Here is a 21,809-nt window from a genome sequence, read left to right on the forward strand (position 1 = left end):
ATTCGGATACTGCGCTACCGGAGAGCGCGCCGGCGATGGACTCGCCGGCGTCTCCGATCCGTCTTCAGTGCCAACGGCGGCGGCGCAGGGCCGCCGCGAACAGGGGCAGCAAGGCCAGCCAGCCGAAGGCGCCGCCACCGAAGCGACCGCTGCTGCCGGAGGAGGAACCACCGCTGCTGCCCGAGGACGAGCCGCTGCTGGTGCTGCCGCCGGACGAGGAACCGCTGCTGGTGCTACCGCCCGAGGAGGACGAACCGCTGCTGGTGCTGCCACCGGAGCTGCTGCCGCCCGAGCTGCTGCCGGTGCCCGGATCGGTCAGGCCGCAGTAGTAGACCTGGGTGTCGTCGATGAACCAACCCAGATTGCCGCCGCAGCCGTCCTGACCAAACTCCCAGCGGAACTTGACCTTGGCGTCCTTGGCCAGGCCCAGCTTGGCCAGATCGACGATGGTGGTGCCCCAGCTACCGGTGGCCTCACCCTGATCGGCGCCGGTCCAGGCCGCCTCACCCGCCAGCGGGCTGGTGTTGTTGCCGTTGCCGGGCAGACCGATGGGGTCGGGGATCGGCAGCAGCGGGCCGTCGCCGAACACGCCGGTGTGCTCGTTGTAGGTGAAGGCATCCTGCGGGACGATGGCGTAGGTGTTGCCGCCATCGGTGCTGTACTTCAGGTTGCCGCCGTCAAAGCCCTGCTCGGACTGCATGAAGTGGGTGAAGGACAGGAAGCTGGCGCTATCCGGCACCGTGAACTCCGGCGAGTCGGCGCGGATCGAGCCGGAGGCATCGCCACCGGAGGTGCAGGTGCCATCCCCGTCGTTGCGAGCGAACAAGGCCTTACCGGTATGCGGCGCCGGCAGGTCGGAGTTGATCGACCAGTCGAAGGTCGGCGAATCGTAGTCGCCGGTGATGTTCTTGCTGGTGGTCCAGCCGCTCGGGATCGCACCGGCTTCCCAGGTTTCCTTGTAGCTCGGCGTGACGAACTTGCCGGTCGGGCACAGCGCGGGCGTCGAGGCTTCCGGCTTCAGCACGGTGGTGTAACCGCACTTTTCCTTCGGGTTCTGACGCAGCTCCACCGCCTTGCTGGCGAGCTCGACAGCGTCGCAGTCAGCCTGGGAAATCACTTCGTCAGAAACCTTGCCGAGCACGTCGTTGAGCGGCTTGCCGATCAGATCCTTGCAGGACATCAGCAGGGCGTCGGCGTGCTGCGCGAAGTTGGTGGTCGGCGTCTGGTACTGGGTTTCAGCCTGGAAGTAGATGTGCGCGGCCTTGGTCATGCCGATCTTGGGAATGGTGACGCCGTTGAACTCCTTGCCGTCCACCAGCATCGCGTACATGTGGTTGGGCACGCCGGAGTTGGTGTGCACACCGCCGTTGTCGCCGGTGCTGCAGTAGTAGTTCTCGGAGGTGATAACGCTGCCCGGCGAAGGGGTCGCGAGAATCTGGATACCCAGCAGCGGCACGTTGACGCCGAAGTTGTCCGGATCCCACATGTCGCGCAGCAGCAGGCCAGCGGCGACTTCGGACAAGTCCTCGCCCAGCACCCAGCGGCTGCCGCCGTTCTCGAAGTAATCGCCTTCGGTCAAGGTCACGCCCAGCGGCCCTTCGATGCCGTTCACCAGGTCGTAGGTCTCACCGAAGATGTCCGAATAGGCTTCGTTGAGCGCGCCCGACTGGTACTGGTAGACCAGCCCGTGGGTGTACTCGGTGTAGGCGTGGCTCCACTCGTGGCTGACCACGTCGTCGGCATCGAACGCCGGGCAGTAATTGGTCGAGTCGCCGTTCCAGTAGGCGTTCGGGCACTGCTCGTTGATCAGGTAGACGCTCTTCTGCACCTGCGCGCGCAACTCGCCGGTGGCCGGATCAATGAAACCGTCGTCGTAGCCTTCGCGGCCGAACAGGTTCTTGTACAGCTCGTAGGTGCCGCCGGCGAAGATGTAGAGGTTATCGACCGGCAGGCGCGGGATGCGCGAGGTCGGGTCGCTGCCGACGTCGCCCACCAGGGGGATGTCGCTGGGTGCGCCCAGACTGCCCTCGGTGTAGAACGGCGGCAGGTCCTGATTGGCAAAATAGATCTCGCGGTTGAGGACGGTGTGGATCTCGTCGATGCGGTTGAGCACCGTGCCACGGTTGGCGTCGAGGATCAGCCGGTCCTTGATCGGGTAGGCCAGGGTGCCGCCGGTCAGGATCACCTCGTAGGCGAGGTAGCTCTCGCCCGGGACGCCCTTGAGCAGGCCGGTGCGGTAGAACATCAGGCGGCTGGATTCCAGCTTCAGTGCCTTGCCCGGATACATCTTGGCGCCGGCGGCCATGGCGCGCTGGCGCAGGTCACCGATCGACATCTTCGGCGTGGTGGACAGCTGATCCAGGCCCGGAACGAACACGCCGTTGACACCACGGACGCCACTACCATCCATGTGCACCACCAGCCGCGCACCAAAAACGGGCAGGCCCTGGGAGACCTGATCCATATGGACATGGGTGACGCCGGTGCGGTCCTTGGAAACACGCCGCGAACCGAGCTGGTTCAGCGGATTGTCGGCGCCGACCAGGCTGCCGTAGATGGACAGGAAAAACTGCGCGCGCTCCACCGGGTCGGCGGCCGGGTTGTCGACCAGCAGCGGCGTTTTGCCGGTGCTGTGCACGGTGTTGTACAGGCTGTCGGGCAGCGAATGATTCAGCAGCGCGCCCTGGGTGTTGCTGTTGAGGCGGGCGAGCAACTCCACCGGGCCGGAAGCCGGCCGCTCCGGAATCGCCTGCGCCGCGCCGGCCAAGGTCATCAGCGCCACGGCGCTGAAACGGCTGATACCGCGTAAAGTAAATGCGTTCTTCATAGTGGTCCGAATGAAGTTGCCGACAACTGACGTAGCTGTCGTGTTGGGGCTAGCCTGAAGCAAGTTCTCTGCCACGGCTAGCCCCGCCGATGAATGCCAATGCTGCGTAAACCTTTAATTGACAAAACAGATTCCTAAACGCATGAGCCGCGAAATCGTTCACACCGCCGACGCCCCTGCCGCCATCGGCACCTATTCCCAGGCCGTCAAGGTCGGGAAGACGGTCTATCTCTCGGGCCAGATTCCGCTCGATCCGGTCAGCATGGCCCTGACCAATGCCAGCATCGAGGATGAGATCCACCAGGTGTTCAAGAACCTGGCGGCGGTCGCCAAGGCCAGCGGCGGTGGCCTGCAGCACCTGGTCAAGCTCAACATCTACCTGACCGACCTCGGCCACTTCGCCAAGGTCAACGAGATCATGGGCCAGTATTTCCAGCAGCCCTACCCGGCGCGCGCCGCCATCGGCATCGCCAGCCTGCCGCGCGGCTCGCGCATCGAAGCCGACGGCATCCTGGTGCTCGACTAGCCGGAGCCGCGCCCGCGCGCGTGGCCACAGCACGCAGCCAAGGCGGCGCCCCAAAGTCGGCCGGTGCTGCGGTCGGTCTGCACAGCGCCGTGCAGTACCTGCGCGGCGCCGGCCCCTACCTGGGCGGCGTGCTGCACGGCCTGGGCATCGAGACCATCCAGGACCTGCTGTTCCACCTGCCGCTGCGCTACGAGGACCGCCGCCAGGCCGTCCCCATCGGCCAGCTCAAGGGCGGCGAAGACGCCCTGGTGCTGGGCCGCATCGGCGCCGCCGCAGTCGGCTTCACCGGCAAGCGCCGCACCCTCCGCGTCTCCATCGAGGACGCCAGCGGCAGCCTGCTGCTGCGCTTCTTCCACTTCAACGAGGCGCAGCGCACGGCGCTGCAGCCCGGTCGCTGGCTGCGCGCCTACGGCAGCCCGCGCGGCGGTGTCGGCGGCATGGAGATGGTGCACCCGGAATACCGGGTCGCCGAGCGCGCCGAGGACCTGCCCACCGAGGCGCGGCTGACGCCGATCTATCCGCTTACCGCCGGCCTCTCGCAGACCAAGCTGCGCGGCCTGATCCAGCAGGCGCTGGAGCTCGCCGCCCGCGACCGCTCGCTGCTGTTGAATCTGCCCGGCCTGCCGCTGCCCGACAGCCTCAGCGCTCTCCGGCTGATCCACCAGCCGGAGGCCGACAGCGACGCCCGCCTGCTCATGGCGCAACGACACCCGGCACAGGGCCGGCTGCTGCGCGAGGAGTTGCTGGCCCATCAACTGTGCATGCGTCTGCTGCGCCGCCAGGTGAAGACCCGCCCGGCGCCGCGCCTGGCCAACCTTGCCGCTGCACAGGCGGCCTTGCAGGCAGCGCTGCCGTTCCAGCTGACCGGCGCCCAGCGGCGGGTGCTGGCCGAGGTCGCGCAGGACCTGTTGCTGCAAAAGCCCATGCTGCGGCTGGTGCAGGGCGATGTCGGCTCCGGCAAAACCGTGGTCGCCGCCGTCGCCCTGCTCACCGCCGCCCGCGCCGGCTACCAGGCGGCGCTGATGGCGCCCACCGAACTGCTGGCCGAGCAGCACGCGGTAAATCTCGGCCGCTGGCTGGCACCGCTGGGCCTGTCGGTGGCTTTTCTCGCCGGCAAGCTGAAGAAGTCGCAGAAAGACACCGCCCTCGCCGCGATTGCCGCCGGCGAGGTCAGCCTGGTGGTCGGCACCCATGCGATGTTCCAGCAGAACGTCGCCTTCGCGAAACTGGCCCTGGTGGTGGTGGACGAGCAGCACCGCTTCGGCGTGCAGCAACGTCTGGCGCTGCGCGACAAGGGCCCGGCGGGCCTGAGCCCGCACCAGTTGATCATGTCCGCCACCCCGATCCCGCGCACCCTGGCGCAGACGCTGTATGCCGATCTCGATGTCAGCGTCATTGACGAGCTGCCGCCCGGGCGCACGCCGATCACCACCGTCGCCCTGGTCAACGAGCGGCGCCCGGAGCTGACCGCCCGCATCGGCGAGGCCTGCCGCCAGGGCAAGCAGGCCTACTGGGTCTGCACCCTGATCGAGGACAGCGACGAGCTGGAAGCCCAGGCCGCCGAAACCACCGCCGCGCAACTGCGCGCGGCCCTGCCCGAGCTGCACATCGGCCTCGTCCACGGCCGCATGAAGCCCACCGAGAAGGAAGCGCAGATGGCGGCGTTCAAGGACGGCCGGACGCAGTTGCTGGTGGCCACCACGGTGATCGAGGTCGGCGTCGATGTGCCCAACGCCAGCATCATGGTGATCGAGAACGCCGAGCGCCTCGGCCTGGCGCAGTTGCACCAGTTGCGCGGCCGCGTCGGGCGCGGCGCGGTGGAGAGCCAGTGCGTGCTGCTCTACCAGCCGCCGTTGGGCCAACTGGGGCGCGCCCGACTCGATACCCTGCGGCGCACCACCGACGGTTTCGAGATCGCCCAGAAAGACCTCGAGCTGCGCGGCCCCGGCGAGCTGCTGGGGCGGCGCCAGACCGGCGTGATCGGGCTCAAGCTCGCCGATCCGCAGCGCGACGCGCCGCTGATCCCGGAATTGCAGCAGCTCGCCGACCAGTGGCTGGACAGCCAGCCCGAGCTGGCGCGACTGCTGATCCGCCGCTGGGTCGGCGATGTCGAGAAGTACGCGCAGGTCTGAACGCGCGGCACCCAGTGGTTACACTCGCGCCCCCATTCGCCAAGGACGCGCCCATGCCCACCACTCCCCCTCCCTGCCCAGTCTGCGCCCTGGAAAACACCTATCAGGACGGCGAGCTCTACATCTGCCCGGACTGCGCCCACGAATGGCCGGTGGCGGCGCCCGCCGAAGACGCTGAAGCCGAAAAGATCGTCAAGGACGCCGTCGGCAATGTGCTGGTGGACGGCGACACGGTGACCCTGATCAAGGACCTGAAGGTGAAAGGCTCATCCCTGGTCATCAAGCAGGGCACCAAGATCAAGAACATCCGTCTGGTGTCCGGCGACCATGACGTGGACTGCAAGGTCGATGGCACGCCGATGATGCTGAAGTCGCAGTACCTGAAGAAGGCCTGAGGCGTAGCGGCGCACCCCACCGGCGCTACGCGCCACCTCCCCTGCATGCAGGGGAGGCATGGGCGGTTGCCTCCCCTACGCGTAGGGGAGGTGGCGCGTAGCGCCGGTGGGGTCCGGGCAGTCGAGACACAAGCCCCGGCCAGACACCGGGAGCCCATCCGGCAGCAGCAACAAAAAAGCCCGCAGTCGCGGGCTTTTTTTGATTCGCTCGACGCTTAGAGGTCGAACGAGGGGTCCAGCGCTTCCAGCTCCATCTTCGGGGCCTGGATCACCGGCAGCTCCTGCTCGTCGAGCACGCTCTCGGTAACGTAACCCTCGGCGATCTCGCGCAGCGACAGCACCGTGGACTTGTGGTTGCCCCAGGGCAGATGGGCTTCGGCGCCGCGGGCGAGCTGGCGGGCGCGCTTGGCGGCCACGAGGCTCAACTGGAACTGGTTGGGGATCTGGGCCAGGCAGTCTTCAACAGTTACGCGGGCCATGAAAACCTCATTGAGTGGTGCAGACAAGGCCGCGAAGGATAGCCGAGTACTGCTGGTTTTTCCAGCAGCAGGCTCGCGCGGCTAGGGGCGCAGCAGGTCGGCGATCAGGTCGGAATGGCGCCGCTGCTGCGCCTCGCGAGCCAGGCGCGGCGCCAGGAATAGCGCGGTCAGCTCGGCGCAGGCGGTCTCGAAGTCGGCGTTCACCAGCAAGTGTTCGTACTCGGCGTAATGGCTCATCTCGGCGGTGGCCTCGGCCATGCGCGCGGCGATCACCGCATCGCTGTCGGTGCCACGGCCACGCAGACGCCGCTCGAGCTCGGCGCGCGAGGGCGGCAGGATGAACAGGCTGCGCGCCTCGGGCATGGCGGCACGCACCTGGCGGGCGCCCTGCCAGTCAATGTCGAGAATCAGATCGACGCCCGCCGCCAGCAGCGCCTGGGTGCGCTCGCGCCCGGTGCCGTAGCGGCGCCCGAAGACATGGGCGTGTTCGAGAAAGTCCCCGGCCGCGATCATCCCGACGAAGCGCGCCTCGTCGACGTAGTGGTAGTGCACCCCCTCCTCCTCGCCCTGGCGAGGCGCGCGGGTGGTGTAGCTGACCGAGATCGCCGCCTCCACGCCCAGGCCCTTGAGCCGGGGCAGCAGGGCGCGAGTGAGGCTGGTCTTGCCGCCGCCGGACGGGGCGGAGACGATCCAGAGATTGCCGGGGGTGGACGCATTCATGCCGCGATTATCGCGGACTGCCCGCGACGGCGGCAGCCACTGACACGCGGATTTCATCAGCGCCTGGGATGCTGGACGACCGTTCGTTCACCGCAAACTCCGTATGAGCACGCTTGATCGTCGCGATTTTCTACGCGCTGGCCTCTACGGTGCCGGCCTTGGCTTGCTGCCGCCCTCCATCGCCCGCGCCCTCAGCATCCCGGCCAAGGTCGTCAACCGCGACATCACAGATGTGCAGCACGTGGTGATCCTGATGCAGGAAAACCGCAGCTTCGACCACTACTTTGGTCTGCTGCAGGGCGTGCGCGGTTTTGGCGACCGCTTCATGCTGCCGCGCTACAACGGCGAGTCGATGCTGGTGCAGCGCAACGCCAGCCGCACGGTGCTGCCGTACTACCTCGACAGCCGCGAGGGCAACGGCCTGGTGGTAGGTACACCGCACTCCTGGGGTGATGCCCACGACGCCTGGGACCACGGCCGGATGACCCATTGGCCAGTGGCCAAGAACGATGTCTCGATGGGCTATCTCAAGCCTGAAGACCTCGACTACCACACGGCACTGGCCAACAGCTTCACGCTCTGCGACCACTACCACTGTGCGCTGCCGGGCGGCACCAATTCCAACCGCATCCATCTGTGGACCGGCACCAACCGTGGCACCACCGCACGCAGCGAGGGCGCCGAGATGTGCGTGGTCAACAACGATGGTTGGGACACGCTCAATGGCACGCCGCTGGAAAACAGCCTGACCTGGACCACCTATCCCGAGCGCTTGCAGGCCGCCGGCGTGAGCTGGAAGGTGTATCAGTTTCTGCCCGACAACTTCACCGACAATCCGCTGTCCGGCTTCAAGGCCTACCGCGATGCCTACGGCCGCATCAACAACGGCAACCTCGCCAGCTACAGCGACGCCGCGACCCTGCCGCCGGTCGACTATGTCGAAGCCCTGCACGACAACCCCGACTCGCCGCTCTACGAGCCGCTCTACAAGGGCATCGGCAAGACCGAACCGGGCTATCTGGTCGATCCCCTCATCAACTTCCGCCTGGCGGCGCTGACCGGCACCCTGCCTCAGGTGAGCTGGCTGGTGCCACCAAAGAACTTTACCGAGCATCCCGGTGGCGGCCCGCCCTCGCTCGGCGCCTGCTACATCAGCCAAGTGCTGGACGCGCTCACCGCCAACCCCGACACCTGGGCGAAGACCGTGTTCCTGATCAACTACGACGAGAACGACGGCAACTTCGACCACCTGCCGCCGCCCTGCCCGCCCTCACCGCTGCCGGACGGTGGCTACGCCGGCAAGAGCACGGTCGACACCAGCCGCGACTACATGAACGTGCCCAACGCCACCAATCTGGAGCCTGGCGACGGCCAGCCTTACGGGCCGGGGCCGCGAGTACCGATGCTGGTGATCTCGCCGTTCAGCCGAGGTGGTTACGTCAACTCGCAGGTACACGACCACACCTCGGTGATCCGCTTCCTGGAACAGCGCTTCGGGGTGATGGAACCCAACATCAGCCCCTGGCGGCGGGCGGTGATGGGCGATCTCAGCAGCGCCTTCGACTTCGCCAACCCCAACGACGACCGCAGCTTCGTGCGCGAATTGCCGAGTACCAACCTGCTCGGCGCCGTCCTGCAATACGCCCAACAGTCCAGCCAGGCCTATGTCGAGCCGCCAGCGGAAGACGCGCAGAGCCTACCGGTGCAAGCACCGGGCAGCCGGCCGGCGCGGGCTCTGCCCTACCGTCTGGAGGTGCGGGCACAGGCGGCAGCCGACGGGCTGGAGCTGCAATTCGAGAATCACGGCGAGGCCGGCGCGGTGTTCCAGGTCTACGACCGCTATCGGCTTAGCGACATCCCGCGCCGCTACACGGTCGAGGCCGGCAAGACGCTCGCCGACCACTGGACCGCTTTCGACGCCACCACCGGCCTCTACGATCTCTGGGTGCTCGGCGCCAATGGCTTCCACCGGCTGTTCCGTGGCAGTGCCGACTCGGCAGCGGTGGAGATCCACACTCAGTTCGAGCCGGCGACGCGGACGCTGCGCCTGTCACTGCGCAACAGCGGCAGCACGCCGGCCGACTGCGTCATCACCGCCGCCGCCCACCGCAACGATGGCCCCTGGCCGCTGCGACTGGCACCGGGCGCGAGCGAGGAGAAAATCTTCGAACTGGATGCCAGCGAGGGCTGGTACGACTTCACCGTGCGCGGCCCCGGCGGCCTGTTGCGGCGGCTCGCGGGCCATCTGGAGAATGGCAGTGCCAGCACTAGCGACCCGGAGATGGGCGCGCCGCAGGCGGTGGCCGCGTTCAGCTTTGCCGACCGGCTGGAGGCGCTCCCCGGAGAGGCCGTGGAGTCCGCGCAAGCCGTGCTGGGTGGCTACAGCGGCTATCTGCCTATCCAGGCCGGGCCAGGCACTGAGTTCAGCCTCGACGGCGGCCCCTGGGTCGCCGACGCGCCGCCGGTCTGCGCCGGACAGTCGCTGCGGCTGCGGCATCGCGCCGCGAGCACGCTGGCGACCGAGGCCTTGAGCCGAATCCGTGTCGGCGCGCTGGACGTCGGCTTCCGCTCCAAGACCGTCGCGCAACTGCCCTCGCCGGACCCGGCGCCAGGACTAGGCCACGAGGGCCGCTACGGGGGTGCACTTGGAGAGGCCGCGCTCGCGGCGCTGGGCGCCGCAGCGCTGGCGCGCCGTGCCCTCGACGAGTCGCCCTGCGAGGAGACCGCACCGCCGGCGAATCACTGAGCGGCACCGACCGCAGCCGCTCAGTCCTTGAGCAGCCGGGCGTGGTGCGCGAGGTGGTCGTGGACGAAGGTCTGGATGAAGTAATAGCCGTGGTCGTAGCCGGCGTGGCGGCGTAGCGTCAGCGGCTGGTCCGCGTCGCGGGCGGCGGCTTCCAGCGCATCCGGCTGCAACTGGGCTAGAAACTGGTCGCCGAGCCCCTGATCGACCAGCACCGGGCCTGGGAAGCGCGCACCGGCCTTCAGCAGCTCGCAGGCATCGTAGGCACGCCAGGCCGCCGGATCGTCACCGAGGTAGCCGCGAAAGGCCTTCTGCCCCCAGGGCACGGCGCTGGGATGGCTGATCGGCGCCAGCGCCGACAGCGACTGCCAGACACCCGGATGGCGCAGCGCGCTGACCAGCGCGCCGTGGCCGCCCATGCTGTGCCCGAACAGACCGCGCCGACCGGGCAAGGCCGGAAAGTGCGCCTCGATCAGGGCCGGCAACTCGGCGTTGACGTAGCTGCCCATGCGGTAGTGCGGCGCCCAGGGCGCGACCGTCGCGTCCAGATAGAAGCCGGCGGCCAGGCCAAAGTCCCAGCTCTCCGCCTCGCCCGGCAGGTTCAGGCCGCGCGGCGAGGTATCGCAAGTCACCAGCATCAGGCCGAGTTCGGCGGCAAGACGCTGGGCGCCGGCCTTGATGACGAAGGTCTCTTCGGTACAGGTAAGTCCGGCGAGGTAGTACAGCGCCGGCACCCGCGCCCCGGCCAGCGCCTGCGGCGGCTGGTAGACCGCGAAGTTCATGGCCGTGCCGGTGCTACCGGAGGCGTGGCTGTAGAAGCCCTGAACGCCACCGAAGCAGGCGTGGGTGGATCGGGTGGTGTAGGCGCTGGCGCTCATGCGGACCGCGGGTAACAGGGAATGGACATAGTGTGGCAGCAGTGGCGCCGCCACTCACCAGGGCAGGCGTACCCGGTCGCGGTAGAAGCCGCCGCTGGGGCCGTCGTCCGGCAACTCGGCGGCCCAGAGAATGCCCTCGACCGCCTCGGCCACCGGCCGCGCACCCATCGCCAGCGCGCCCTCGAAGGTGGCGGTGAAGCCGGGGCAGACGGCATTGACCAGCACGCCGCTGCCGGCCAGCTCCTCCGCCAGCAGCGCGGTGAGGCCGTTCAACGCCAGCTTCGACAAGCCATAGCCCGGGCCCATGGCATTGCCAGCCGCAAGCCCGAAGCGCGCATCGCCATAGCTGCCGGCGCCGCTGCTGACGTTGACGATGCGGCCCCGGCCGTCGGCGCGCAACAGCGGCAGCAGGGCCTGGCTGAGTTGCCAGGTGCCGAACAGGTTCACCTCCATCATCCGCCGCGCCGCGCCGAGATCGGCGCTGGCGGGACGCGTACCACGCGGAGCGCCACTGGCGATGTTGCCGATGCCAGCGTTGTTGATCAGCAGCCGCAGGCCGCCGTACTGGCTGCCGATGTGCTCCGCCGCCGCAGCCACCGAAGTGGCATCGGCGATGTCGAGCGGTAGCGGCACCACCACCCCGCCCTCCTCGCACAGCCGTGCCGCCAGCACCGAGGCAGCATGGCCATCGCGCGCCGCCAGCAGCACCCGGTAGCCGCGCGCCGCCAGTGCCGCGCAGAGGCCGTAGCCGAGACCTTCCGCGCGCCCGGCACCAGTGACCAGCGCCAACCCGGGCCCGGCAGTCATGCGCCTGTGCTCAATAGACCACCACGCTGCGGATCGACTCGCCGCGCGCCATCAGCTCGAAGCCCTCATTGATCTGCTCCAGCTTCAGGCGGTGGGTGATGAGGTCGTCGATGTTGATCTTGCGGTCCATGTACCAGTCGACGATCTTCGGCACGTCGGTGCGGCCCCGGGCGCCGCCGAACGCAGAACCGATCCAGCGCCGGCCGGTGACCAGTTGGAACGGCCGCGTGGCGATCTCGGCGCCCGCCGGCGCCACGCCGATGATGGTGCTCACACCCCAACCCTTGTGGCAGCACTCCAGCGCCTGGCGCATCACCTGCACATTGCCGATGCACTCGAAGCTGTAGTCGGCGCCGCCACCGGTCAGCTCGACCAGATGCGCGACCAGATCGCCCTGCACGTCCTTGGGATTGACGAAGTGGGTCATGCCGAAGCGCCGCGCCATCGCCTCGCGCGCCGGATTCATGTCCACACCGACGATCTTGTTGGCGCCGACCATCTTCAGCCCCTGGATGACATTGAGGCCAATACCACCCAGACCAAACACCACGCAGTTGGCCCCGGCTTCGACCTTGGCGGTAAAGATCACCGCGCCGATGCCGGTGGTCACGCCGCAGCCGATGTAGCAGACGGTGTCGAAGGGCGCGTCCTCGCGGATCTTCGCCAGCGCGATCTCCGGCAGCACCGTGTAGTTGGCGAAAGTCGAGCAGCCCATGTAGTGCAGCACCGGCCGGCCCTGAAAGCTGAAGCGCGAGCTGCCGTCCGGCATCAGGCCCCTGCCCTGCGTGCCGCGAATCTTCTGGCAGAGATTGGTCTTTTGCGAGGTGCAGTAGTCGCACTCGCGGCATTCCGGCGTGTACAGCGGGATGACGTGATCGCCCTTCTTCAGCGACTTCACGCCCGGCCCGACCTCGACGACAACCCCCGCGCCCTCGTGGCCGAGGATGGCCGGAAACAGGCCTTCCGGGTCGGCGCCGCTGAGCGTGAATTTGTCGGTATGGCAGAGGCCGGTGGCCTTGATCTCGACCAGCACCTCGCCCTCGCGCGGACCCGACAGTTGCACGGTCTCAATAGACAGCGGTTTACCAGCCTCGAAGGCAACGGCGGCGCGGACATCCATGGTGGGCTCCTGAACGAAAAATGGCGATACCGCGAAGGGTACTAGATACCCCGGCCTCCACCCATCGCCGCGCCACTACCGCTTGCCCCGAGGCCGGTCCGGATTCGCGCGCATCGGCCGACAGTTACCGCACTTCCCCAAGCCAGGAGTTGGGTCATGACCAGCCAGCGCCGCCAAACCATCTACCGCGTCCACCACGAAACCGGCCTGGCCCTGCGCCAGATCGTCCGCGAATGTCGCGGCCTGCAACCCGCCGACATCGGCCGCCGCTACGGCGTGATCCTGCGCCCCGCGCGCTCGGCACGCTGAGGCATCGGCGGCGAGAAACCGCTACTCCAGGTTCTGCACCTGCTCGCGCATCTGCTCGACTAGCACCTTCATCTCGACGACGTACTTGGTCATCTCGGCGTCCTGCGACTTGGAGCCGGTGGTGTTCACCTCGCGGTTGAACTCCTGCATCAGGAAGTCCAGGCGCCGGCCGACCGCTTCCTTGCCGGCCAGCGCGGCGCGCAGTTCGACCAGATGGCTGCCGAGGCGCGACAGCTCCTCGTCCACGTCCAGGCGCTGCGCGGCCATCACCGCCTCCTGCGCCAGGCGCTGCGGCTCGATCTCCACACCCAGATCGGCGACCTTGGCGCGCAGGCGCTCCAGCCAGGCGTCGCGCACCAGCGGCGCGCGCTCGCGCACCTTGGCGACGTAGCTCTCCAGCTCGTTAGCACGCTCGTGCAGAAAGCCGGCAGTGCGCGCGCCCTCGCGCTCACGCGCGGCGCTGAATTCCACCAGGGCGCGGCCGAACAGCTTCAGCGCCTCGGCCTGCAAGGGCGCGAAGTCGGGCGCCTCCTGGCGCAGCACGCCGGGGAAACCCAGCACCCGCATCGGGTCCGGCACGCTGGTCGCACCCAGGGCCTCGGTCACCGCGTCGAGCGCCGAGCGCACCGCCAGCAGGCGGTCCTGATCCAGACTCAGCGCGCTCTGGCCGCTGGCGTCCATGGTGTAGCGCAGCGCCACCTCCACCTTGCCGCGCGCGACCTTGGCGGCGGTGAGCTGGCGCAGCTCGCTTTCCAGCGCGCGGAATTCCTCCGGCAGCTTCAGCGTCAGGTCGAGGTAGCGGCTGTTGACCGAGCGCACTTCCCAGACCAGCCGCGCGCCCGGCACCTGCGCCTCGACGCGGGCGAAGCCCGTCATACTGCGAACCACACTGCCGTTTCCGCTACCCGCCATGACTCACACTCGCTCGAAGATCCACCGGTTGGTGGCGCGCATTGTAGCCCTCGGTCTGCTGCTGACCTTCGGCGCGGCGCAGGCGGCGGCGCCCACCCTGAAGTGGCAACTGGTCGCCAGTCATCCCCACGAGGCCAGCGACTTCACCCAGGGACTGGTCTGGCACCAGGGCCGGTTGTTCGAGAGCGCCGGCCAGTACGGGGCTTCGCGGATCGCCGAGAAAGAACTGAGCAGCGGCAAGACCCTGCGCAACACCACGCTGCCCGGCAACGAGTTCGCCGAAGGCCTGGCGCTGATCCAGGGACAGCTCTGGCAACTCACCTGGCGCGAGGGCGTGGCCCACGTCTATGACCTGGACTTGCAGCCCCTCAAGCGCCTGCGCTACGGCGGCGAAGGCTGGGGCCTGGCCAGCGATGGCCAGCAACTGGTGGTCAGCGATGGCTCGTCGCGGCTGTACTTCGTCGATCCCGAGGGCTTCCGTCTGCGACGCAGCATCGAGGTGAGCGACGACGGCCAGCCGGTGCCGATGCTCAACGAGCTGGAGTGGTTCGAGGGGGCGATCTACGCCAACGTCTGGATGACCGACCGGGTGGCGCGCATCGACCCGGCCAGCGGCCAGGTGACCGGCTGGCTCGACTTTGCGCCGCTCAAGCGCGCCGCCGGCATCAGCGCGGATCAGGAGGCCCGTGGCGCGGTGCTCAACGGTCTGGCCTGGCGCGCCGAGAAGCGCCACCTGCTGGTCACCGGCAAGTGGTGGCCGCAGTTGTTCGAGTTGAAGCTGGACGGCATTGGCGCAACAAAGTAACCACTGTTACCCACAGATCGTCCGCCGTCGCAGCACTGCACCAGCGTGGATTGACCAGCAAGCGGTTCTCCCTCTATAAAGCGAGCCTCGAATTCGCAGGATTTTCTGGAGGAGAACCAGAAATGCTCATTACCCACGAGCACCAGGAGCTGTACCGCAACGTCAAGAAGTTCGTCCAGGACGAACTCAATCCGCACATCCCGCAATGGGAGAAAGACGGAATCTGGCCGGCGCGGGAAGTGCTCGGGAAGATGGGCAAGCTCGGCTACCTGGGCATCAACAAGCCGGAGTCGGTCGGCGGCCTGGGGCTGGACTACAGCTACGAGGTGATGTTCGCGCAGGCCATCGGCAACTGCATCTGCGGCAGCCTGCCGATGGCCATCGGGGTGATCACCGACATGGCCACGCCCGCCCTCGCCCGCTTCGGCTCCAAGGCCTTGCAGCAGGAATTCCTGGCGCCGGTGGTGGCCGGCGAGATGGTCTGCTCGATTGCCGTTTCCGAAGCCGGTGCCGGCTCCGACGTGGCGGGCGTGAAAACCACGGCGGTGAAGGACGGCGACGACTACGTCATCAACGGCAGCAAGATGTGGATCACCAACGGCACCCAGGCCGACTGGGCCTGCGTGCTGGCCAACACCAGCGAAGGCAAGGTGCACCAGAACAAGAGCCTGATCGTGGTGCCGCTGGACGCCAAGGGCGTGGACCGCAAGACCAAGCTCGACAAGCTCGGCATGCGCAGCAGCGATACCGCGATGATCTTCTTCGACAACGTGCGAGTGCCGCGCCGCAACCTGATCGGCGTCGAGGGCATGGGCTTCATGTACCAGATGATGCAGTTCCAGGAAGAGCGCCTGTACGGCGCCGCCTCGTCCATCGACGGCCTCACCAACATCATCAACGAGACCATCGACTACACGCGCCAGCGCCAGGCCTTCGGTGGCTCGATCCTCGACAACCAGTATGTGCACTTCAGGCTGGCCGAACTGAAGACCGAGGTCGAGGCGCTGCGCGCGCTGATCTACGACACCACCGAGCGCTACATCGGCGGCAAGGAAAAGATGGAAGACCTCGCCATGCTCGCCAGCATGTGCAAGCTCAAGGTCGGCCGCCTCGGCCGCGAGGTGACCGATAGCTGCCTGCAGTTCTGGGGCGGCCAGGGCTTCATGTGGGACAACAACGTCGCCCGCGCCTACCGCGATACCCGCCTGGTTTCCATCGGCGGCGGCGCCGACGAGATCATGCTCGGCATCATCGCCAAGTGCATGGGCATCCTGCCCAGCAAGAAGGCGCACGAGGCGAAGAAGGCCGCGCAGGCAGCCTGAGTCTCATCGCAAGGCTGGCTTGAACAACGCCCCGTCCGCCGACGGGGCGTTTTCATTTCCGCAGGTGCTGGGTCTCGGCCAGCACGCGCCGGCAGGGATCGCCGAGCTCAGAGCTCCAAGCCCAGCGTCAGCCGCAGCGCGCGCGGCTCCACCGGATGGAAGTGGGTGTCGGCAACACCGTCCGCCGGCTCGCCCGGCAGGCGCGACTCGTAGTAGTAGGTGATGTCGTGGTCCCGGCTGTCGAACAGGTTCAGCACCTGCAACTTCGCCGAATAGCGCTGCCGGTAGCGGTAGCCGACCTGGGCATTGACCACGCTGGTGGCCCTGGAGCGCACGCTGTTGTCCTCGATCAGCGGCCCGCCGCCGAGATAGCGCAGCCGCAGACCGCCGCTCCAGCCGCGGATATCGGGCACGGTCAGGCCCAGCCCGTAGACGCTGCCAATCGAGTTGGGAATGCGGTCGCCGTCCTCGGAGTCCAGCCGCGCGCGTGCGTAGGCGTAGTCGGCATCCAGCGCCAGCCAGTCGCTCAAGGCGTAGTACAGCGACAGCTCCACACCCCGACGACGGCTGGCGCCGCTCGGCTCGTTGGCGCCGGCATCGCCGACATAGACCAGTTCGGAGTCGAAGTGCAGCTGCCAGAGCGAGGCCGCGATGCTGAGCCCGGGAACGATGGCGCTGGAGACCCCGATCTCGCCGCCGCGCGCCTTCACCAGGGCATCGACCGGGTCCTGCGGCGTGGTCTGGTCCAGCGGATCAACCGTGGTGGTCACCCCGCGCGCGTCATTGCTGTGAAAGCCCTCGCCGTAGTTCAGGTAGAACTGCGTCCGCGACCAGGGACCGAACACCAGCGCCAGCTTCGGGCTGAGGATGGCGTCGTCGGCGCGGCCGGAGTTGGCGGCCAGATCGCTGTCGACCTCGAAGGAATAGGCATCCGCGCGCAGACCCAGCTGGGAGCGGAACCAGGGCGTCCACTTCTGGGTGCTGCTGAGGAAGACGCCGGCGCTGCCCTCGCGCACCTGATCCTCGCGCACCGTCGCCAGCCGCTCGCGGGCGCGGGTCTTGTACAGCCCGACCGGTGCGATGTCGTCGTAGCGCGCTTGCAGGCCCAGACTCAGGTCAGCCGGGATGGCGGTTGGCAGCAGCCAGTAGCGGCGCGCACTGAAGCCGTAGACCATGCGGTCGTCGAACTGGTTGAACTGGTCGCCGTCGTCCGGGTTGTCGAGGAAGTAGGTGAAGTTGGAATAGAGCTGCATGCGGTACTTGAGCGCGTAGGCCTGGGCGCGCCAGTTGCCGCGTTCGGCCAGGCCACGCCATTCCAGCGCGCCGCTGTAGCGCCCCACCGTGCCGCCGTCGCTGGGATCAATGAAACCCAGTCGGTCGATCTGGCCACCGTCCACGGCCCGCTGCGGAATCTGGTCCGGCGCGGTGTAGTCGATGTGGTAGGCCATCAGCGAGGCGGTGAAGCCCTCGGTGGCGCTGCCCTGGTTGTAGCGGGCAATGCCGGCGAACTTCTTCATGTCCTCTTCGAGCTGGAACGGCCCCTGGTAGCGGGTGGCCTGCAGGCCCAGCAGCAGCTTGCCGTCCAGCACGCTGGGCGAGGCCGCGAGCAGGCTGCTGTAGTAGCCGTACTCGCCGAGGCTGACCTCGGCGCGGCTGCGCGGCAGCTCGTCCAGGTAACGCAGGTTGGCGGAACCGGCGGCGCCGAAATCACCCACATCGGCGTAGTACGGCCCCTTGCGGTAGGACAGCGAGCCGATCAGCTCGGGAATGATGAAGTTGATGTCGGCATAGCCCTGCCCGTGGCCGTGGCTGCGCATGTTCACCGGCAGGCCATCGACCTCGGCGTAGAAGTCGGTGCCGTGATCGAGATTGAAACCGCGCAGGAAGTACTGATTGGCTTTGCCCTCGCCACTGTGCTGGGTGACCATCAGTCCGGGCACGAACTCCAGCAGCTCGCCGGCACGCGAGATCGGCCGCTCCGCCAACTGCTCGGCGGTGACAGTGCCCTCGGTGGAGGACTGCGCGGCGGATTGCAGGGTCTGGCTGGCACGCACGGTCACCGGGTCCAGCTCCACCGGAACGCCGCCAGCCATGGCCGGCCCGACCAGGCTCAAGGCCAGTGCGGCGACTTCAGCACTCCATTGCCTACTCATGCGACTGCTCTCTCCTGAAATGCCCCAGGGGCCGTTGTTATCGGACTGCCGTCTTGTGCGGCCACTGCCCGAGCTTACCGGTCTCAACCCTTGCCGGAGGACACGGCAGCCTCGCGCAGGGTGGCGATGCCATCGGCATACATCTCGCGCATGGCGGCGGTCACCTCCGGCGCGGCAGTCTCCGGCGAGCCGGCATTGAATGGCGGTGCCGGGTCGTACTCGAAGTAGAGCTGCAAGGCCTGGGCGTAGTTTTCCGAGGCCAGCTTGGCGACGATCCGCAGGCCAAAGTCCATGCCGGCGGTGACGCCACCGGCGGTGATGAACTTGCCGTCCTCGACAGTGCGCGCCACCACCGGCGTGGCGCCCAGCGTGGTCAGCACGTCGCGCACCGCCCAGTAGGTCGCCGCGCGTCTGCCCTTCAGCAAACCGGCGGCGCCCAGCACCAGCGAGCCAGTGCAGACGCTGGTGACATAGCGCGCGGATTTGGCGCGCTCGCGCAGCCAGTCGAGCATGGCCTGGTTGCGCATCAGCTTGGCGGTACCGTCCAAGCCGCCAGGCACGAACAGCACGTCCAGATCGTCCGGGCAGGCCGCCGGCAAGGTGGTGGGCAGCACCGCGATCCCTGGTCCGGCACTGATCGGCTTGAGCTCCTCGGCGACGATGTGCACCTGGGTCTGGAACATGCCGGTGAACAACTGGTGCGGAATGATGAAGTCGAGCGGGAACATGCCCGGGTAGGCGAGCATGGCGATCTGCCGCTGCTTGGCCGGGAACATCTGCTTGAGCTTGGCGCTCTCGCCACCGGCGAGATCGTTGAACAGCTTCATCATCACTTCGTAGTGCCTGCGCTCGGCGGCACTGGCTTCGGCAGCGGCGGCGAAACGGCTCACCGGCAGGGCAGCCAGCGCGGCGGCGGCGGCGAGCACGCGGCGGTGGAATTCGCGACGGGTCATGGTCGATGGTCCTTGAGGTTCAGTGGCGGAAGCGATAGGCCAGGATCAGCCGCAGATTGCGGGCCTCGCCGGGAATGACGCCGTTGAAAAGGTAGGTATACGGCTCGTAGTAGTGGACATCGGTGAGATTGTTCACCGCCAGGTCGATGCTGAAGTCGCGCCAGCCCAACGTGGCGCCGGCATCGCTCAGGCAGCGGCCGGGCACGGTGAAGTTGTTGCCGAGGTCGCCCTCGCTGGCGCTCTGGCAGCGGTAGGTGCCGAAGACCCGCAAGTTCGCCGGCACCCGCAGCAGCTCGGCAACCAGCTGGCCGCGCCAGCGCCGCGCCGGCACCCCGGGCAGGCGGTTGCCAACCGGATAGCTGTTGTCCTCCTCCAGCCGCGAGCGCAGCCAGGCCGCCGAAGCGTTGAGGGTGAAGCGGTCCCAGAACCGGTAGGGCGCGTTCAGCGAGGCCTCGAGGTCATAGCCCCGCACCGATTGCAGACCGGTGCTGATCTGGCTCAGTCCGGTCGGGTCGTTGGGGTTGAGCGTGGGCACGTTGCGGCGGCGGATGTCGAAGTGCGCCGCCTCCAGCCGGCCCCAGTCGCTATTGACCAGGCGCAGGCCAAACTCGCGCTGCTCCGACAGCTCCGGCTTGGGCGACTCGGTGCCGGTGAAATAGGCACGGAACTGGTGTCCCTCGCCGCGACCATAGAACAACCAGAGACCGTCCTCGTCCTGGTCGGAATACGCCTTCCACAGCTTGGCAGCGAGGCCGTACTGGCGGGCGGCGAGGTCATAGCGGTCGCGACGGTCAACGAACAGTCCAGTGCCCTGTAGCAGCGGGTTCTGGAGCAGCGGATCGAGCAGGGGTTGCAGGGCCGCCAGCGCGTCCTCGCCAAGCAGATCGCGGATCAACTGGTCAGTGACGCTGCTCTGGCGGAAATCCACCGTCGCCCGGGTGCGGGTGCCACCATAGAAGGCATTGAGCCAACCGCCGTAGCGCCATTGCAGGCCGGCCGAGAGGTTGCGGATATGGAAGCGGCTATCCGACTGCGCGAACGGCAGGATCGGCTCCGCCCAGCGCGTGTAGCGCGGCTCGGCAAGATCAATCGGCGCGGCCAGGCCGGTGTACAGCTCGATGTGGTCGGGACCGTCCTCGCCGCCGTAGCTGAGCCAGCCGGTCCAGCGGCCGAGTTCGACGCCCGCCAGCGTCCAGTCCGGACTGCGGGCGGTGAGCCGCGCGCGCGCCTGCTTCTCGACGGTCTCGCCGTCATAGGTGCCGGACAAGCGCTGGAAGGTGCTCGGCAGCAGCGGCGCGTAGTCCGGGGTATTGCTGCTGACGTACTGCGCGGCCTGGTCGATCTGCGACTCCAGCTGCCGGGCCGCCGCGCTGAGCTCCAGCCACTCAGTGATCGGCAGCAGGCCATCGACGCCCTGCGCGCGGGTCCGGGTGTGCGACAGCGGCACGTCCGGGTCCATCACGCTGCGCGAATCCGGGATCGAGAAGCCGGAGCTGTCCAGGGTGCCGGTGCTGGGCAGGCCGGGATAGTCCTTCTGCGTGCGGCGTGAATCCTCGTAGTAGAACGACAGCCGGCCGCCGAAGCCACGCAGCGACAGGCTGGGCCGCACCTTCTGGTGGTCGAGCACTGCCCAGTCGAAGAAGCCGCCGCCCTCGCCGCGCTCCGCCGCCAGCGCCAAGGACAGCACCGGCAGCAGATCGCCGGAGTCCAGATCGACCAGATAGTTGCGCTGCTGGTAGCGCGAGCCGCCCGCCGCCAGGCTGAGCTGCCGGCGGGTGCCAGCCCAGCGCGAGTGGATGTCGATGGCGCCGCCCGGCGGCAGGCCGAGCGCACCGGAATTGAGCGAAGAGCCCGGCCCCTTGACGAAGTCGATGCGCTCGATGCCGGCAAGGCTGTCGCGGTCGCCATAGCTGCCGAAGCTGGCGAAGCCGTCGCGCAACAGGTAGGCGTCGAATCCGCGCAGGCTGTAGGCCCCCTGCGGCTGCAACTGGAAACTCACCGGCGCGATAACGCTGGCGACCGCCTCCAGCGCCTCGCGCTGGTCGCGGGCGCCGAAGGCCATCAGCTCTTCGATGGAGTAGGAGACTATCGACAGCGGCTGGGTATGGCTGGCGCCATCGAGTCCGCTGGAAAGCGGCTCGGCCGGGCCGGCCGCGCGGCCGGCGCGCACCACCACTGACTCCAACTGCACCACCGTCTCGTCGGTCGGCGCGGTCTGGACCGGAATGCTATCGAGCGGCGCAGCCGAGGGCTCGGTCGCCGCCTCCTGCGCTCCGGCCATCGCCGCCAGGCCTAGCAGCGGCGCGGCGAGCAGCCCGGGGTTTGGCCGCCAGCGAGCGGACCGGTTCGGGGTCGTCATGGCCGCACCTGCGGTCGCCCCGAATCGGCGGCCGGGGCGCCGGCCTCGACTGGCAGCCAGCGAATTTCCACCGGGTGGTATTCCGGCACGGGCGGCGCGGACAGGCTTGCGCACAAGGCCAGCAGCAACAGACTCCAGGTCGCGACATGGCGGGCACGGCGCGGCCAGTGGTCAAAGGCGAAGAAGCCATCAGGCATGGAATGATCCTCCCAGCAGTTCGAACAGCCTGTGCGGCCAGGCCGGCCCCCAGGCCGCCGCCGCCGCGATCAGCAGCGCGGCGGCGAGCAGGTTCAGCCAGCCCAGCCAGTACAGGAGCCGGTGCCGGCGGACCCGGCCCGGCGGCGGCGTATTCAGTAACGGCTTGCGCAT

The 21,809-nt window shown here is 67.9% G+C and carries 19 protein-coding genes; 7 read left to right on the forward strand and 12 right to left on the reverse strand.

Translation table 11 applies throughout. The annotated features are described in order from the left end of the window. Window positions 1–64: 64 nt before the first annotated feature. A complete protein-coding gene (locus tag ED208_RS04740) occupies window positions 65–2,827 on the reverse strand; it encodes a M4 family metallopeptidase (protein WP_123210740.1) in 2,763 nt (920 codons plus the stop codon). A 142-nt stretch (window positions 2,828–2,969) separates the two neighbouring features. Between ED208_RS04740 and ED208_RS04745 the strand changes: the two genes are divergently transcribed. Genes ED208_RS04745 through ED208_RS04755 form a run of 3 tightly spaced genes read left to right on the forward strand, consistent with a single transcriptional unit; the run spans window position 2,970 to window position 5,880 of the window. After that, on the forward strand, window positions 2,970–3,353 hold the full coding sequence (locus tag ED208_RS04745) for a RidA family protein (RefSeq protein ID WP_123210741.1): 384 nt from the start codon (window positions 2,970–2,972) through the stop codon (window positions 3,351–3,353). A gap of 20 nt (window positions 3,354–3,373) precedes the next feature. Beyond that, on the forward strand, window positions 3,374–5,485 hold the full coding sequence (recG, locus tag ED208_RS04750; protein ID WP_123210742.1) for an ATP-dependent DNA helicase RecG: 2,112 nt from the start codon (window positions 3,374–3,376) through the stop codon (window positions 5,483–5,485). Between the two features lie 53 nt (window positions 5,486–5,538). After that, window positions 5,539–5,880, forward strand: coding sequence for a zinc ribbon domain-containing protein YjdM (locus ED208_RS04755; RefSeq protein WP_123210743.1), 342 nt, complete (start codon window positions 5,539–5,541; stop codon window positions 5,878–5,880). 215 nt (window positions 5,881–6,095) lie between these two features. Here ED208_RS04755 and rpoZ read toward each other — a convergent pair whose 3' ends face one another. Together rpoZ and gmk are read right to left on the reverse strand one after the other, a co-directional pair. Continuing rightward, window positions 6,096–6,359 (reverse strand): DNA-directed RNA polymerase subunit omega, encoded by a 264-nt coding sequence (rpoZ, locus tag ED208_RS04760; protein ID WP_123210744.1) that lies wholly within the window; start codon window positions 6,357–6,359, stop codon window positions 6,096–6,098. An 81-nt stretch (window positions 6,360–6,440) separates the two neighbouring features. Continuing rightward, window positions 6,441–7,079 carry a guanylate kinase gene (gmk, locus tag ED208_RS04765; protein ID WP_123210745.1) on the reverse strand — a complete coding sequence of 213 codons (639 nt, stop codon included), beginning with the start codon at window positions 7,077–7,079 and terminating at the stop codon, window positions 6,441–6,443. A gap of 103 nt (window positions 7,080–7,182) precedes the next feature. On the opposite strand from gmk, the gene ED208_RS04770 reads away from it, so the two are divergent. Then, a complete protein-coding gene (locus ED208_RS04770) occupies window positions 7,183–9,825 on the forward strand; it encodes a phosphocholine-specific phospholipase C (protein ID WP_123210746.1) in 2,643 nt (880 codons plus the stop codon). A 20-nt stretch (window positions 9,826–9,845) separates the two neighbouring features. On the opposite strand, the gene fghA is transcribed toward ED208_RS04770, so the two are convergent. The 3 genes from fghA to ED208_RS04785 are packed head-to-tail and all read right to left on the reverse strand — an operon-like array spanning window position 9,846 to window position 12,627. Next, window positions 9,846–10,700: an S-formylglutathione hydrolase gene (fghA, locus tag ED208_RS04775; protein WP_123210747.1), complete on the reverse strand. Its 855-nt coding sequence runs from the start codon at window positions 10,698–10,700 to the stop codon at window positions 9,846–9,848. Between the two features lie 54 nt (window positions 10,701–10,754). Next, window positions 10,755–11,507 (reverse strand): SDR family NAD(P)-dependent oxidoreductase, encoded by a 753-nt coding sequence (locus ED208_RS04780; RefSeq protein WP_123210748.1) that lies wholly within the window; start codon window positions 11,505–11,507, stop codon window positions 10,755–10,757. A gap of 10 nt (window positions 11,508–11,517) precedes the next feature. Next, the gene (locus ED208_RS04785; RefSeq protein WP_123210749.1) at window positions 11,518–12,627 is read right to left on the reverse strand and encodes an S-(hydroxymethyl)glutathione dehydrogenase/class III alcohol dehydrogenase; all 1,110 of its coding nucleotides are present in this window, start codon (window positions 12,625–12,627) and stop codon (window positions 11,518–11,520) included. Window positions 12,628–12,783: 156 nt separating this feature from the next. On the opposite strand from ED208_RS04785, the gene ED208_RS17260 reads away from it, so the two are divergent. Continuing rightward, window positions 12,784–12,936 (forward strand): hypothetical protein, encoded by a 153-nt coding sequence (locus tag ED208_RS17260; RefSeq protein ID WP_158608436.1) that lies wholly within the window; start codon window positions 12,784–12,786, stop codon window positions 12,934–12,936. A gap of 21 nt (window positions 12,937–12,957) precedes the next feature. On the opposite strand, the gene ED208_RS04790 is transcribed toward ED208_RS17260, so the two are convergent. Next, on the reverse strand, window positions 12,958–13,812 hold the full coding sequence (locus ED208_RS04790; RefSeq protein WP_123210750.1) for a YicC/YloC family endoribonuclease: 855 nt from the start codon (window positions 13,810–13,812) through the stop codon (window positions 12,958–12,960). A 34-nt stretch (window positions 13,813–13,846) separates the two neighbouring features. On the opposite strand from ED208_RS04790, the gene ED208_RS04795 reads away from it, so the two are divergent. Together ED208_RS04795 and ED208_RS04800 are read left to right on the forward strand one after the other, a co-directional pair. Continuing rightward, window positions 13,847–14,653 (forward strand): glutaminyl-peptide cyclotransferase, encoded by an 807-nt coding sequence (locus ED208_RS04795; protein ID WP_123210751.1) that lies wholly within the window; start codon window positions 13,847–13,849, stop codon window positions 14,651–14,653. 122 nt (window positions 14,654–14,775) lie between these two features. Further along, window positions 14,776–15,975: an acyl-CoA dehydrogenase family protein gene (locus tag ED208_RS04800; protein WP_123210752.1), complete on the forward strand. Its 1,200-nt coding sequence runs from the start codon at window positions 14,776–14,778 to the stop codon at window positions 15,973–15,975. Between the two features lie 107 nt (window positions 15,976–16,082). Here ED208_RS04800 and ED208_RS04805 read toward each other — a convergent pair whose 3' ends face one another. The 5 genes from ED208_RS04805 to ED208_RS04825 form a co-directional block, all read right to left on the reverse strand. Beyond that, the gene (locus ED208_RS04805; protein WP_123210753.1) at window positions 16,083–18,128 is read right to left on the reverse strand and encodes a TonB-dependent receptor; all 2,046 of its coding nucleotides are present in this window, start codon (window positions 18,126–18,128) and stop codon (window positions 16,083–16,085) included. Window positions 18,129–18,211: 83 nt separating this feature from the next. Then, complete coding sequence (locus ED208_RS04810) at window positions 18,212–19,081, reverse strand: DJ-1/PfpI family protein (RefSeq protein ID WP_123210754.1); 870 nt, start codon at window positions 19,079–19,081, stop codon at window positions 18,212–18,214. A 19-nt stretch (window positions 19,082–19,100) separates the two neighbouring features. Continuing rightward, window positions 19,101–21,440, reverse strand: coding sequence for a TonB-dependent siderophore receptor (locus tag ED208_RS04815; protein ID WP_123210755.1), 2,340 nt, complete (start codon window positions 21,438–21,440; stop codon window positions 19,101–19,103). Next, window positions 21,437–21,637, reverse strand: coding sequence for a hypothetical protein (locus ED208_RS04820; RefSeq protein ID WP_123210756.1), 201 nt, complete (start codon window positions 21,635–21,637; stop codon window positions 21,437–21,439). Before ED208_RS04820 ends, ED208_RS04815 begins: the two co-directional genes overlap by 4 nt. After that, window positions 21,630–21,809, reverse strand: coding sequence for a hypothetical protein (locus tag ED208_RS04825; RefSeq protein ID WP_123210757.1), 180 nt, complete (start codon window positions 21,807–21,809; stop codon window positions 21,630–21,632). The genes ED208_RS04820 and ED208_RS04825 overlap by 8 nt, the downstream gene beginning before the upstream one ends.

This window comes from Stagnimonas aquatica (genome assembly GCF_003730135.1).
GTDB lineage: Bacteria > Pseudomonadota > Gammaproteobacteria > Nevskiales > Nevskiaceae > Stagnimonas > Stagnimonas aquatica.

Bases quoted from the DNA above. Each gene is read 5' to 3' on its own strand.
- ED208_RS04770 (WP_123210746.1), top strand. From the start codon at position 7,183: ATGAGCACGCTTGATCGTCGCGATTTTCTACGCGCTGGCCTCTACGGT.
- ED208_RS04810 (WP_123210754.1), bottom strand. From the start codon at position 19,081: ATGACCCGTCGCGAATTCCACCGCCGCGTGCTCGCCGCCGCCGCCGCG.
- ED208_RS04800 (WP_123210752.1), top strand. From the start codon at position 14,776: ATGCTCATTACCCACGAGCACCAGGAGCTGTACCGCAACGTCAAGAAG.
- ED208_RS04785 (WP_123210749.1), bottom strand. From the start codon at position 12,627: ATGGATGTCCGCGCCGCCGTTGCCTTCGAGGCTGGTAAACCGCTGTCT.
- ED208_RS04805 (WP_123210753.1), bottom strand. From the start codon at position 18,128: ATGAGTAGGCAATGGAGTGCTGAAGTCGCCGCACTGGCCTTGAGCCTG.
- ED208_RS04795 (WP_123210751.1), top strand. From the start codon at position 13,847: ATGACTCACACTCGCTCGAAGATCCACCGGTTGGTGGCGCGCATTGTA.
- ED208_RS04820 (WP_123210756.1), bottom strand. From the start codon at position 21,637: ATGCCTGATGGCTTCTTCGCCTTTGACCACTGGCCGCGCCGTGCCCGC.
- ED208_RS04745 (WP_123210741.1), top strand. From the start codon at position 2,970: ATGAGCCGCGAAATCGTTCACACCGCCGACGCCCCTGCCGCCATCGGC.
- gmk (WP_123210745.1), bottom strand. From the start codon at position 7,079: ATGAATGCGTCCACCCCCGGCAATCTCTGGATCGTCTCCGCCCCGTCC.
- ED208_RS17260 (WP_158608436.1), top strand. From the start codon at position 12,784: ATGACCAGCCAGCGCCGCCAAACCATCTACCGCGTCCACCACGAAACC.
- ED208_RS04790 (WP_123210750.1), bottom strand. From the start codon at position 13,812: ATGACGGGCTTCGCCCGCGTCGAGGCGCAGGTGCCGGGCGCGCGGCTG.
- ED208_RS04825 (WP_123210757.1), bottom strand. From the start codon at position 21,809: ATGCGCAAGCCGTTACTGAATACGCCGCCGCCGGGCCGGGTCCGCCGG.
- ED208_RS04755 (WP_123210743.1), top strand. From the start codon at position 5,539: ATGCCCACCACTCCCCCTCCCTGCCCAGTCTGCGCCCTGGAAAACACC.
- ED208_RS04815 (WP_123210755.1), bottom strand. From the start codon at position 21,440: ATGACGACCCCGAACCGGTCCGCTCGCTGGCGGCCAAACCCCGGGCTG.
- fghA (WP_123210747.1), bottom strand. From the start codon at position 10,700: ATGAGCGCCAGCGCCTACACCACCCGATCCACCCACGCCTGCTTCGGT.
- rpoZ (WP_123210744.1), bottom strand. From the start codon at position 6,359: ATGGCCCGCGTAACTGTTGAAGACTGCCTGGCCCAGATCCCCAACCAG.
- ED208_RS04740 (WP_123210740.1), bottom strand. From the start codon at position 2,827: ATGAAGAACGCATTTACTTTACGCGGTATCAGCCGTTTCAGCGCCGTG.
- ED208_RS04780 (WP_123210748.1), bottom strand. From the start codon at position 11,507: ATGACTGCCGGGCCCGGGTTGGCGCTGGTCACTGGTGCCGGGCGCGCG.